We start from the raw sequence: 12933 nt of genomic DNA on the forward strand, positions 1-12933 counted from the left end.
AGGCCTCCCCCCGGCCGCCCCCGCGGCCGGCCGCGGCCCGGCGACCACCCGGGCGCAGGGCCCGGGCCCCAGGGGGGGGGGGGGGGGGGGCTCCCGCCAGCCCGTCCACATGACCGCCCCGATCATGCCCGCCATGCTCGCGCCGGAGACTCCGGGCGCACCGAAGACGACCATGCCCGCGGGCAGGCAGAGCGCCACGATCAGCGTGCCCGTCAGCGGGTACCGGGCCGCGAGCATCAGGCCCGCGCCCATCACCGCCCCCGGCACCCAGGTCGCGGTGGCGGTGGCGGTGGCGCCGAAGAAGTCGTCGAGCCGGACCTCGATCACGGCCAGCACGGCGATCAGAGGTCCGAACACCAGGGGTATGAGGCGTACGTCCCTCAGCCGCGTCCACGTCATGGCCACTGATCGTAAAGGCGGCCCCCACCTGCGCGACTCCGCCCAACGGGGGATCCTGACAGCTCATCGCCTCCCCCTGACAGCGGACCCGGCCGGTTCCCGTCCCGCCCCTCACCCTCGGGACCGGCCGGTTCCTGACCGAGCTGTCGGCGATGCTGCTGCATACGGCTCGGTCGCGGGCGCGGTCGGCCTGCTGCAGGCCGGCAAGGGCCGCGTTCTGGGTGGTGTGCGGGACGCTCGCGACCGCGGTGAGCCTCCTGAACGTGTCCGGCGCGGTGCGGGACGACGGAGGGCGGAGGGCGGAGGGCGGAGGGCGGATGGTCCTGGGGGGCGGCAGCTTCCGAACGACGTCGCGGCCCGGATCTCGACGGTGCTGTTCCCGCCGCTCGGGGTGTCGCAGCGCGAGCGCCTGCGTGCGGGAGGCGACCGGAGCGAGGGGATCAGCTCGTGACGGTGACGTCCCGCAGCAGGAAGTAGCTCATGGCGTCGGCCTGGAGGTACAGGTGGAACTTGGCCGCCTTGGGCTCGGCCGTCCTGTCGGCGGTGACGATGGTGGCGATCACGTACTGCTTGGCGACGTTGGCGCGGATCTGGCCGTACTCGAACCTCGCCAGGGTCATGTCGCTGCGGATGTTCAGCGCGTTCGCGTCGAGCTTGGCCAGCCGGGTCGCGGCGGTCTTGGCCGCCTTGCCGTTCGGGAACGCCATCGTCACCTGCACCGCTTTGAGGTGACCCCGGTAGGCCGAGTAGGCGACCTGGATGGCGCGTTCGCACTTGGTGTCGGCCAGCACGCCCTGGCCGTCCACGGGGTCGCAGGTGTCGTACGACCAGCCGCCGGCCTTGTTCGCGTCGAACCTGACCTTCTCGAAGCGGAAGTCCCAGTCGCCGAACTCGCGGTGCGTGATCGGCGAGCCCGGCGCGGCCTTCGTCGCGTCACCCGGCTCGTCAGCCGGTTCGTCGGCCGGTTCGTCGGCCGGTTCGTCGGCCGGTTCGTCGGCCGGTTCGTCGGCCGGTTCCGCAGGCTCCTGTGTCGAGGGCTCGGGAGCCGCCGTGGCCGGGGCGGGCCCGGCGCGGGAGGCGTTGTAGAAGATCACCGTGCCGGCCGTGCCGCCCAGGAGGAGCATGACGCCGAGGGCGGCGGACAGGCCGATGAGCAGGGTGTGGTTGTTCCTGGGGGGCAGGGCGGCGAACTCGTACTGGCGCGGTGGGGGGCCGTAGGGCGGTGGCGGACCCCACTGATCTTGCCGGGGTGGGTGGGTCATTGGCCCATTGTGGGATGGCTTTCGCCGCTCATCGTGGGTCCACGGGCAAGGGGCATGAGAGTGAACCGGGGGCCCGCGGCCGTACGTACCAGACAAGGCCTCAGGAGAACTCCTCGACGTACTCCTCCGCCGGGCCAAGCTCCGGGCGTTCCCGCAGCTCCAGGACGTCGCCCGCGCGTTCCAGCTCCAGGACGGTCACCGTGTTCGCGCCCGCGCGCAGCAGCGGGGCCGGGCAGTACAGCGTGACCTGCGGGCCTATCGCCCAGTGGCGGCCGAGCAGGAAGCCGTTGACCCAGACGAGGCCGCGGCCCGAGTCCGGGAGGGCGAGGAAGGTGTCGGCGGGCGTCTCGACGTGCACCGTCGCCACAGCGAAACCACCAGGGGCGAGGGCGGGGGCGGCGGTGGCGGTGGCGCGGGTGAGGTCGGCGTCCGTCCATTCCTGCAGCGCGATCGGCGTGCTGTCCCAGCCCTGCACCATGCGCCGGTCGATCAGGACGGGCCCGAGCAGCCCCTTGTGCCGCCCGACGCCGGGCCCGTAGTTGATCCGGCCGAGGCTCTCGACCAGCACCTCCAGCCGTACGATCGCCCCGGTGCCACGCACCGTCAGCTCGGGCCGGCCATCGCCGGCGACGCCGAGGAACGTGCCGTCGGCGAAGACGAGCGCCCGGTCGCGCACGTCGCTGAGGACGAGGCGGTGTTCCCCCGCCGGAATGCGCGGGTGCGCGGTGTGCAGCACCATGCCCGCCTCCAGCCCGAGCCGCTCGAACGAGGCGGGACGCGGCCCGTGCACGGTCGGCGCGGGCACGGCGCGCAGCCCGGGGAGCAGGCCGGCGCGCGGGGTGAGCGGGACGCGGGCGGGCGGCAGCACCGGCAGGCGTTCCGGCACGCGGAGGGGGCCGGACGCGCCGAGCACCTTGCGCATGGCGTGGAACTTGTCGGTCAGGGTGCCGTCCTCGGCGATGGGCGCGTCGGAGTCGTAGCTGGTCACGGTGGGTTGCAGGCGGCCGTCGTGCTCGTTGGCGCCCGCCCAGAGGCCGAAGTTGGTGCCACCGTGCGCCATGTAGAGGCTGACGCTGCCGCCGTCGGCGACGATGCCCTCCAGGGTGCGCACCGCGCTGTCCACCCCGCGCACGTGATGGCGCTCGCCCCAGTGGTCGAACCAGCCGTTCCAGAACTCGGCGACGACGAACGGCTCCTCCGGCCGGCGTGCGGCGAGCAGTTCGCGGGCGGCCTCGGGCTTGGAGCCGAGGGTGACGGCCGTCAGGGTGCCGGGCAGGGTGCCGCCGTCGAGCATCAGCTCGGTGGGGCCGTCGGCGGTGAACAGCAGCTCGGTGATGCCGCGGGAGGTGAGCGCGTCGCGGTTCCAGCGCAGGTAGGCGTGGTCGTCGCCGTAGCTGCCGAACTCGTTCTCCACCTGCACCGCCACGATCGGCCCGCCGTGGGCGGCCTGGAGGGCGGCCAGGCGCGGGACGAGCTCGTCGAACCAGCGGCCGGCCGGGCCGGCGAAGGCGGGGTCGGAGCTGCGGACGGCGACGTCGCGGCCGGTGAGCCAGCTCGGCAGGCCGCCGTTCGACCACTCGGCGCAGATGTACGGGCCCGGCCTGACGATGACGTCGAGCCCCTCCTCGCCCGCGAGGCCGATGAAGCGTTCCAGGTCGTGCCAGCCGTCGAAGCGGGGGGCGGCGTCCTCGCGGGGCTGGTGGAAGTTCCACGCGATGTAGGTGTCGACGGTGTTGAGCCCGAGGTCGGCCAGGCGGCGGATCCGGTCACGCCACAGGTCGGGGTGGACGCGGAAGTAGTGCAGCGCGCCGGACAGGATCTGGTGCGGTACGCCGCGCCGGTACAGGCGGCGTCCGGCCCACGTCAGCGCGGGGGCCGCCGCGCCGGACTCGGGCGCCAAAGGCCCGCCGGACTCGGGCGCATCGGAGCCGCTGGGCTGTGCCGGGGACGCGTCAGGCGCGGGGAGCTCGATCACGGAGGGAGAGCCTATGTTATCGATGCCATGTGTAACAAGCGCGCTATGATCCAGGTCAGAACGAGAGGAGCGCCATGACCAAAGCCACCGAGCGGCCCGCGAGACAGCCGAGCATGGCTGACGTGGCCAGGACCGCCGGGGTGTCGGCGCAGACCGTCTCGCGCGCCCTGCGCGACTCGCCCAACGTCAACCCTGAGACGAAGAAGCGCGTGCTCGCCGCCGTCGAGCAGCTCGGATACCGGTTCAACGCCGCGGCCAAGATGCTCTCCTCAGGCCGCAGCCACACCATCGGGCTCGTGCTGCTGCAGTCAGGCGGCTACTACTCGCGCTCGGCGGTGACCGCCGGCGTCGAGGCCGCCGCGGGCGAGGCGGGGTACGCGGTGAGCATCGCGACGATCGCCAGGCTCGACACGGGCCTGATGGAGCGGTCCCTGTCCAAGCTGGCCGACCAGGGCGTGGACGGCATCGTCATCGCGGTGCCGCTGATCTCCGTGACGCAGAAGATGGAGGACATCACCCGCGACATCCCCACCGTCACGCTCGACGGCTCCCGCACGGCCAGCGCCCGCGTGCTGGGCATCGACCAGAAGGAGGCGGGCAGGCTGGCCACGCAGCACCTGCTCGACCTGGGGCATCGCCAGGTGTGGCACGTCTCGGGCCCGGACGAGTGGATCGAGGCCCGCCAGCGCCGGCAGGGCTGGCAGGAGTGCCTGGCCGCGGCCGGGATCGCGGCTCCGCCGCCGCTGGAGGGCGACTGGTCGCCCGACTCCGGCTACCGGCAGGGCCAGGTCCTGGCGATGATCCCCGACGTCACGGCCGTCTTCGCCGCCAGCGACGAGATGGCCTTCGGGGTGATCCGCGCGCTGCGCGAGCGCGGCAGGTCGGTGCCGGGCGACGTGTCCATCGTGAGCGTGGACGACATCGAGCTGGCCGCCTACTGCAGCCCGCCGCTGACCACCGTCCGCCAGGACTTCTACCGCTCGGGCGCGGCGGCGGTCGCGCTGCTGCTCGAAGGGGCCGACCCCGCCGCCGGGGAGTCCCTGGTCAACGCGTCCCTGTCGGTACGCGACTCCACGGCGCCGCCGCGCCCATAGCTGAGACCCCTGTGACGGCCGTTTGGGAAGAGCCACTTGCGCCGCTCATGTTATCGGTGCCATCGTAACAACGCCCGCATTCAGGTGGGCAGTCGTCGGAAGGACCCAGAACCATGAGGAGATCACTCATCCTCGCGAGCGCCGCCGTGGCGGCCCTCGGACTGCTCACCGCCTGCGGGGCCGAGGGAGGCGACTCCGGCTCCGGCTCCGGCGGCAAGACCACGCTGAGCGTCGCCGCCCTCGAAGGCGGCTACGGCCGCGACATGTACACGCAGGTCATCGCGGCGTACGAGGCCAAGCACCCGAACGTGGACGTGCAGCTGCAGATCTCGAAGAGCATCGAGGACGAGATCACCCCGAACATGAAGGCCGGCCGCTTCCCCGACGTCGTGGTGCTCGGCCAGGGCCGCAAGGCCGCGCTCACCGAGACGCTGATCAAGGACAAGGCCCTGGAGGACCTCACTCCGGTGCTGCAGGCCAAGGTGCCCGGCGAGGACAAGACCGTGGGCGGCAAGCTCATCGACGGCATCGTGGGCAACCTCAACACCAACCCGTACGGCGACGGCAAGACGTACACGATGCCGATGTACTACGCGCCGACCGGCCTGTTCTACAACCAGGGCCTGTTCGACCAGAAGGGCTGGAAGGTCCCCGCGACCTGGGACGAGCTGTTCGAGCTGGGTGAGAAGGCCAAGAAGGACGGCATCTCGCTGTTCACGTACCCGACGGCCGGCTACCTCGACTCGTACTTCTTCGCGCTGCTGGCCGACGTGGGCGGTGAGCAGTTCTACACCGACGTCATGACGTACAAGCAGGGCGTCTGGAAGACGCCGCAGGCCCGGCAGGCGCTCGACCTGACGGCCAAGCTGCTGAAGTACGCCGCGCCGACCACCGTCGGGTACGCCAACGAGCAGGACTTCACCAAGAACCAGCAGTCGATTCTCGACAACAAGACGCTGTTCATGCCGAACGGCACCTGGATCGTCGGCGAGATGAAGGACGCGCCGCGCGCCGACGGCTTCAAGTGGGCCCTGACGCCGCTGCCGGCGGTCACGGCGGGCGGCAAGCGCTACATCACCACCTCGGTCGAGTCGGTCTGGGTGCCGAGCGCCGCCAAGAACAAGGACGCCGCCAAGGAGTTCGTCGCCTACCTGTACTCCGACGAGGCGGCGAAGATCTTCGCCAAGGCGAACGCGGTCCAGCCGATCCAGGGCATCGCGAGCAGCCTGACCGAGGAGAACGCCGAGTTCTACCAGGTCTACGACGACTCCTCGGTGACGGCGCTGGTCGGCGGCTTCGCCAGCACCGCGCCGGTCGAGGGCGTGGACATCAAGGCCGCCCTGTTCGACACCGCCAACAGCATCATCAGCGGCGACAAGACCGAGGACCAGTGGCAGGCCGCGCTCGACGACGCCAGCGAGAAGCTGCGTCAGGCGGGGAGCTGAGCGTGGCCCGACCAGCGGAGCGCGGCAGGCGCGGCAACGGGCTGTTCGTGCTCGCCTGCCTCCTGCCCGCGCTCGTGCTCTTCGTGGTGTTCATGATCGTGCCGACCGTGAACGTGTTCCGGATGTCGTTCTACACCTGGAGCGGCTTCTCCCCCGACATGCGGTTCGTGGGGCTGGACAACTTCACCCGGCTCCTCGACGACGCGCAGTTCGTGCGCGCGTTCCAGAACACGGTGGCGCTGCTCGTCGTCGTCACGGTCGTGACCATGGGCATGGCCCTGTTCCTGGCCGCGATCATGACGCGGCAGCGGATGCGGGGGCGGTCGCTGTACCGGTTCGTCCTGTACGTGCCGAGCGTGCTGTCCGTGGTCGTCATCGCGGCGGTCTTTTCCGCCCTGTACGACCAGGAGAACGGCCTGATCAACGGCACGCTGAAGGCGCTGTCGCTGGACGGCCTGCGGCAGGTGTGGCTGGGCGACCAGCAGCTCGTGCTCTGGTCAGTCGCGATCGCGATGGTCTGGCAGTCGCTCGGCTACTACATGGTGCTCTACATGTCCGGCATGTCGAGCATCCCGGAGTCGCTCTACGAGGCCTCCGCGCTCGACGGAGCCTCCGCCGGGCGGCAGTTCTTCGCCATCACGCTGCCGCTCATCTGGCAGAACCTGCGCACGACGCTGACGTTCTTCGTGATGAGCGCGGTCAACCTCAGCTTCGTCCTCGTCCGCGCGATGACCGGCGGCGGCCCCGACGGCTCCTCCGAGGTGCTGCTCAGCTACATGTACAAGCAGGCGTACACGAACTCGTCGTACGGCTACGGCATGGCCATCGGCGTCGTCATCTTCGCGTTCTCGTTCCTCGTGTCGCTGCTGGTCAGCCGGGCGACGCGGCGCGAGCCACTCCAGTTCTGAAGGCACTGCCATGACCAAGACACCGCGCGCCGGCCGGGCGCTGACCTACGTCCTCGTCACCGCGATCGCGCTGGCCATCGCGGTGCCGGTCGGCTGGGTGCTGCTGGCCTCGCTCAAGCGCAAGGGCGAGTTCTACGGCAGCCCATGGACGCTGCCCGAAGGACTGCACCTGCAGAACTACGTGGACGCCTTCGTCACCGCGCACATGGGGCAGTACTTCTTCACCTCGGTGCTGGTGACGGTGCTCGGGCTGGTGTTCGTGATCGCCGTCTCGGTGCCGGCGGCGTACGTGATCGCCCGGTACGAGTTCCGTGGGCGCGGCCTGGTCGAGGTCGCGCTGCTGGCCGGGCTGTTCGTCAACGTCAACTACATCGTGGTGCCGATCTTCCTGATGCTGGTCGGCTGGGACCGCGCGCTGGTGGACGTCTTCCCCGACGGCTTCTTCATCGACAACCCGGGCGTGCTGTCCCTGGTGTACGCGGCCACCTCGATCCCGTTCACGATCTACCTGCTGGCCGCGTACTTCCGTTCGATCCCCGCCGACTACGAGGAGGCGGCCGCGCTGGACGGCGCGTCCCGCTTCCAGGTGATGACCAGGGTCATGCTGCCGATGGCGCGGCCCGCGCTGACCACCGTGATCCTGTTCAACTTCCTGGCCTACTGGAACGACTTCATCATCGCCCTCACCCTGCTGCCGGGCGAGGGCAAGACGCTGCAGGTGGGCCTGCTCAACCTGATGACGGCGCAGAAGGCGGCGGCCGACTACGGGCGGCTGTACGCCGGCATGGTCATCGTCATCGTCCCCGTCCTGATCTTCTACGCGTTCATCCAGCGCCGGCTCATCGAGGGCATGGCGTCCGGCGGCGTGAAGGGCTGATGCACACATGAAGGACTCGACGCGCGGTGCGCTGGTCGTCACCGCCCGGACGCTGGTCGCGGCCGTCTGCGTGGCGGTCGTGATCTCGGCCCGCACCCCGATCGGGTGGGGCAACCTCGCGATCATGCTGGCCGGCCTGGCCGGGCTGCTGGCCGTGCTGGCCTCCTACAACCGGAGGTGGCGGTGAACGCGGCGGACCTGACGCTGGTACGGCCGAGCGCGCGGCAGCTCGCCTGGCAGGAGATGGAGTTCTACGGGTTCATCCACTTCGGCATGAACACGATGACGAACCGCGAGTGGGGTCCGGGGCACGACGACCCCGCCCTGTTCGACCCGGCCTCGCTCGACGCCGACCAGTGGGTGCGGGCGCTCAAGGCGGCCGGGATGACCGGGGTGATCCTCACCTGCAAGCATCACGACGGGTTCTGCCTGTGGCCGAGCGACGTCACCTCGTACACGGTGGCGGCCTCGCCGTGGCGCGGCGGCCAGGGCGACGTGGTCGCGGAGGTCGCGCGGGCGGCGCGGCGGCACGGGCTGAAGTTCGGCGTCTACCTGTCGCCGTGGGACCGCACCGAGGCCTCGTACGGCAGCGGCACCGGCTACGACGACTTCTACGTCGCCCAGCTCACCGAGCTGCTCACCCGCTACGGGCCGATCTTCTCCGTCTGGCTCGACGGCGCGAACGGCGAGGGCCCGAACGGCAAGCGGCAGACCTACGACTGGGAGCGCTACTACGCGGTGGTCCGCGAGCTGCAGCCGGACGCGGTCATCAGCGTGTGCGGGCCCGACGTGCGGTGGTGCGGCAACGAGGCCGGCGACACCCGGCCCGACGAGTGGAGCGTCGTGCCGCGCGCCCTCCAGGACGCCGAACGCGTCGCCGACCGCTCCCAGCAGGCCGACGACGGCGACTTCGCGCGGCAGGCGATCCGCAGCGACGAGCGCGACCTCGGCAGCCGGGCGGCGCTCGCCGGGCACGAGGACGACCTGGTCTGGTACCCGGCCGAGGTGAACACCTCGATCCGGCCCGGCTGGTTTCACCATCCGGCCGAGGACGGGGCGGTGCGGCCGGTGGAGGAGCTGTTCACCATCTACCTGCGGTCCGTCGGGGGGAACGCGTGTTTCCTGCTCAACGTGCCGCCCGCTCGTGACGGGCTGCTGGCGGACGCCGACGTCGCCGTGCTGGAAGGGCTGGGGCGGCGGATCTCGGACTTCCGGGGGCGGCGGCTGGAGGCCGCCGTGGAGGTCGCCGACGGTTCTCGGGTGACGCTCGAACTCGGGCGGTCGTGCCTGGTCGAGGCGGTGTGCGTCGGTGAGGACATCGCGCAGGGGCAGCGCGTCGAGCGGGTCGTGGTGCGGGGGCGGCTCGGGGACGGGCGGTGGGTGACGCTCGGGGAGGCGCACGCGGTGGGGTACCGGCGCATCCTGACGTTCGCGCCGGTGGAGGTGGACGCGGTGGTGGTGGAGGTGCCCGAGGCCCGGGACACGCCCGTCATCGCGGACGTGGCGGTGATCGAGGCGGCACCGTGAAGGCCGGCGCGCCTGTGCGGGCCGGACGCAAGGGCGCTGGGCGGCGGGGGCCGTCGCGGCGGGTCGTCCTGGTGATCGCGGGCGTGGTGACGGCCCTGGCCGCCCTGATCGGCACCGGCGTGGCACTCGCCGCCCGCCCCGGCCAGGTCGCCACCCTCGCCGGCCACCCCGTCACCCGCGACGAGCTGCTCTTCCACCTGCGCCGACTGGCCCCCACCGTCCAGAACGAGTTACACAACCGGTTCCACCTCCAGACCCCGATCACCTGGGCCGAGAAGACCGGCGACAGGACCGCGCTCCAGCGCCTCACCGAACGCGCCCTCGACGACATCCACCGGGACAAGACCACCCTGCTCCTGGCCCAGGAACAGGGCCTGATCGACTCCCCAGACCACGACGCCTTCCTCGCGGCCCTGGACGCCGAGAACGCCCGCCGCGCCGACGCCGTCACCAAGGGCGAGGTCGTCTACGGCCTGGCCGAGTTCTCCCCCGAGCAGTACTACTCGCACCACCTCACCGAGCTCACCACGGCACTCAAGCAACGCCTGGCCCCCGAGCTGGCCGTCACGGACGCCGAGGTCCGGCGGGCGTTCGACGCCGACCGTGACGCGTGGAGCGCGAACGCCACCACCTACACCTACGCCAAGCTCGTCGTGCCCATCCCCGACGACGCGCCCGCCGGGTACGCGCGGGACCTGCAGCGGCGGGTGGCCGCGGCGGACGACCTGAAGCAGGTCGCCGAGCGTGAGCCGGGCGCCACGCTCACGACCGCCACCCACCAGGGCGGCGGCACGGCGGCCGCCCACGACAGGGACCTCACGGCCGTGCTCGGCGGGCTCGACCCCGGCCAGGTCTCCGCCCCGGTTCCGGGCACCGGACAGATCACCTACTACGAGCTCGACGGCGAGACCGTCGACGCGGAGGCCGCGTTCGCCGCGTACGCGCGGCGGATCCGGCAGTCGCTCATCGAGGAGAAGTTCACCCAGTTCCTCCAGCGCCGCGTGGACAGCACCCCCATGCGGGTCGACGCGGCGGCGGTGGACGCCATCAACGCAGAGGACGCACGACTGTGACACCCACCCCACCCCCCGAACGGCGCCTGGCCATCCTGCTCACCGCCCTGCTCGCGGTGCTGCTCGCCGGCTCGCTCGCCCCGGCCGCCGCGGCGGAGACCCGCACCCCCGCCACCCTCAAGAAGGAGCTGCCGGGCAACGCGCCGAACAGGACCGGCGGCAAGGACTACTACCTCGACGCCACCAACGGCCGTGACGACGCGCCCGGCACCTCGCCGAGGACGGCCTGGCGCACCCTGGCCAAGGCGAACGCGACCACGTTCGCGCCGGGCGACCGCATCCTGCTCAAGGCCGGCGAGCAGTGGCACGACGAGCAGCTCTGGCCGAAGGGCTCGGGCAGCGCGGGCCGCCCGATCACGATCTCGGCGTACGGCGACGCGCGCGCCGGCCTGCCGTACATCGCCACGAACGGCAAGGTGCCGAGCCCGTTCAAGGCGGACGGCACGAAGAACCCCGACACGGTCGGCCTGACCGGCGCGATCGTGCTGCGCAACCAGCAGTACTTCGAGATCGACCACGTCGAGCTGTCCAACGACGACGACTTCGCCACGGACATCACCACGGGCGGCTACGTCCGCGACGGCATCGCCGTCTCCATCAACGCCGACCTCCTGGAGCCGGGCGCGGACAGCGTCATGGACCACTTCCGCATCACCGACGTGCACGTCCACGACCTGGACGGCCCGAGCACCTGGCAGAAGATCCACTACGGCGGCGTGAACTTCCAGGTCTTCGGCGCCAAGAGCTACAAGGAGTACGGCACCGGCGGCCACCACTTCAAGGACGTCAGGATCGAGGACAACACCTTCACGAAGGTGGAGCTGCACGCCGTGCAGTTCGCGTTCAACTGGTTCGCCGCCGACGGCAGGGACGCCGGCGAGTACGACGAGAGCGGCAAGTTCCACGAGGGCTGGGAGCAGCTCTGGGTCCGCACCCGCGACCTGTACAGCCGCGACGTCTACATCGGCCACAACTACGCGCAGAGCATCGGCCAGGGCGCGTTCCAGTTCGCCAACAGCAAGCACATGACGGCCGAGTACAACGAGGTCAACGGCTTCCTGGAGCGGTACGACGCGGTGTCGTGCGGGCTGTACCTGTGGGCGGGCGCCGACTCGGTCATGCAGTACAACGAGGTGTACGGCGGCCCGGACAACGAGTACGACGGCACGCCGTGGGACCTGGAGTACACCAACTTCAACGTCACCTACCAGTTCAACTACTCGCACGACAACGCGGCGGGCTGGATGGCGTACATGGGCAACAGCTCGAACTCGGTCGCCCGCTACAACCTGAGCGTCAACGACAACGGCGTGCTGGTGAAGAACATGTTGTCGACGAACTACTCGCCGACGTACTTCGTCAACAACACCTTCGTCTACGACGGCGCGGACCTGGACTACGTGCACGACGAGACGTTCCTGAGCAGGGTCTACTTCCTGAACAACATCTTCTACAACACCTCCAAGTCGGAGCCGACGCCGTGGTACCGCCGTACCGGGGCGCTGCGGCAGGCGGTGTTCGCCAGCAACGACTACTACGAGGCGGACGGCACGCACTCCGCGCAGGAGCCGGCCGACAAGGCCGGGCTGCGCGTGGACCCGAGGTTCGCCGGCGACCCGGCGGAGTACGTCACGGGCGCGGGCGTCAACCGGATCAGGAAGGCGGCGGCGCACTTCAGGCTGCGCGACGACTCGCCGCTCATCGACGCCGGCCGCTACAACCCCCACCTGGGCACCGAGGACTTCCTCGGCACCCACCTCTACTACGGTGACGCGCCGGACATCGGCATCGCCGAGAGCAAGACCGGCAAGAAGGTCAGGAACCCGGTGGACACCGACCCCATCGAGGAGGAGCAGGGCGACGGCCGGGCCAACCTGGCGCTCGGCAAGCCGGTCACCGCCAGCTCGACCCATCCGGGCGCGAACGGCACGCTCGGTGCGGTCAACCTGACCGACGGCGACCCGGCGACCCGCTGGGCGGCGGCCGACGACGCGGCGTACCCGATCACGCTGGACGTCGACTTCGGCGCGGACACCACGTTCGACGAGGTGTACCTCGACGAGTACACCGACTCGGGCACCAACCCGCGGGTGCGCACGTTCGAGCTGCAGCGGTGGGACGCCGGGGCCGGGGCGTGGGTGACGTTCGCGAGCGGCGCCGACGGCATCGGGCACGACCGGTCGGTGACCGGCTTCGGCACCGTGACGACCGCCAGGCTGCGGGTGGCGCTGACGGGGCAGCAGCCCACGGAGGTGTACACGCCGACGCTGACCGAGGTCGCCGTCCACCGCGCCGGCGCCTGACCGGCTGGAGGCGCGCGCCCCGGGCGCGCGGCTGAGGGCGGGCGTCGTCCCTTCGTGGCGACGCCCGCCC

The 12933-nt window shown here is 71.0% G+C and carries 11 protein-coding genes; 8 read left to right on the forward strand and 3 right to left on the reverse strand.

The window, feature by feature from the left end; all coding sequences use genetic code 11:
- The 3 genes from FXF51_RS44835 to FXF51_RS44845 form a co-directional block, all read right to left on the reverse strand.
- Nucleotides 1–399 (reverse strand): hypothetical protein (locus tag FXF51_RS44835; RefSeq protein WP_222871749.1); only part of this gene is annotated, 399 nt, incomplete at its 3' end.
- Nucleotides 400–839: 440 nt separating this feature from the next.
- Entirely contained in the window at nucleotides 840–1661 is an 822-nt protein-coding gene (locus tag FXF51_RS63125; protein ID WP_262380253.1) for a procyclic acidic repetitive family protein, read from the reverse strand.
- A 100-nt stretch (nucleotides 1662–1761) separates the two neighbouring features.
- The gene (locus FXF51_RS44845) at nucleotides 1762–3636 is read right to left on the reverse strand and encodes a glycoside hydrolase family 35 protein (protein ID WP_262380254.1); all 1875 of its coding nucleotides are present in this window, start codon (nucleotides 3634–3636) and stop codon (nucleotides 1762–1764) included.
- 74 nt (nucleotides 3637–3710) lie between these two features.
- On the opposite strand from FXF51_RS44845, the gene FXF51_RS44850 reads away from it, so the two are divergent.
- From FXF51_RS44850 to FXF51_RS44885, 8 genes are all read left to right on the forward strand, one after another.
- Complete coding sequence (locus FXF51_RS44850) at nucleotides 3711–4730, forward strand: LacI family DNA-binding transcriptional regulator (protein WP_148440906.1); 1020 nt, start codon at nucleotides 3711–3713, stop codon at nucleotides 4728–4730.
- A 113-nt stretch (nucleotides 4731–4843) separates the two neighbouring features.
- Nucleotides 4844–6175, forward strand: coding sequence for a carbohydrate ABC transporter substrate-binding protein (locus FXF51_RS44855; protein ID WP_148440907.1), 1332 nt, complete (start codon nucleotides 4844–4846; stop codon nucleotides 6173–6175).
- A 2-nt stretch (nucleotides 6176–6177) separates the two neighbouring features.
- Nucleotides 6178–7083: a carbohydrate ABC transporter permease gene (locus tag FXF51_RS44860; protein WP_262380255.1), complete on the forward strand. Its 906-nt coding sequence runs from the start codon at nucleotides 6178–6180 to the stop codon at nucleotides 7081–7083.
- Between the two features lie 10 nt (nucleotides 7084–7093).
- Nucleotides 7094–7960 carry a carbohydrate ABC transporter permease gene (locus tag FXF51_RS44865; RefSeq protein ID WP_148440908.1) on the forward strand — a complete coding sequence of 289 codons (867 nt, stop codon included), beginning with the start codon at nucleotides 7094–7096 and terminating at the stop codon, nucleotides 7958–7960.
- A 7-nt stretch (nucleotides 7961–7967) separates the two neighbouring features.
- On the forward strand, nucleotides 7968–8147 hold the full coding sequence (locus tag FXF51_RS44870) for a DUF6903 family protein (RefSeq protein WP_148440909.1): 180 nt from the start codon (nucleotides 7968–7970) through the stop codon (nucleotides 8145–8147).
- Nucleotides 8144–9487: an alpha-L-fucosidase gene (locus FXF51_RS44875; RefSeq protein WP_222871750.1), complete on the forward strand. Its 1344-nt coding sequence runs from the start codon at nucleotides 8144–8146 to the stop codon at nucleotides 9485–9487. The genes FXF51_RS44870 and FXF51_RS44875 overlap by 4 nt, the downstream gene beginning before the upstream one ends.
- Nucleotides 9484–10560 (forward strand): hypothetical protein, encoded by a 1077-nt coding sequence (locus tag FXF51_RS44880; RefSeq protein ID WP_148440910.1) that lies wholly within the window; start codon nucleotides 9484–9486, stop codon nucleotides 10558–10560. Before FXF51_RS44875 ends, FXF51_RS44880 begins: the two co-directional genes overlap by 4 nt.
- Nucleotides 10557–12863 (forward strand): discoidin domain-containing protein, encoded by a 2307-nt coding sequence (locus FXF51_RS44885; protein WP_148440911.1) that lies wholly within the window; start codon nucleotides 10557–10559, stop codon nucleotides 12861–12863. Before FXF51_RS44880 ends, FXF51_RS44885 begins: the two co-directional genes overlap by 4 nt.
- Nucleotides 12864–12933 lie beyond the last annotated feature (70 nt).

It is taken from the genome of Nonomuraea sp. PA05 (assembly GCF_008086045.1).
GTDB classification, from domain to species: Bacteria; Actinomycetota; Actinomycetes; order Streptosporangiales; family Streptosporangiaceae; genus Nonomuraea; species Nonomuraea monospora.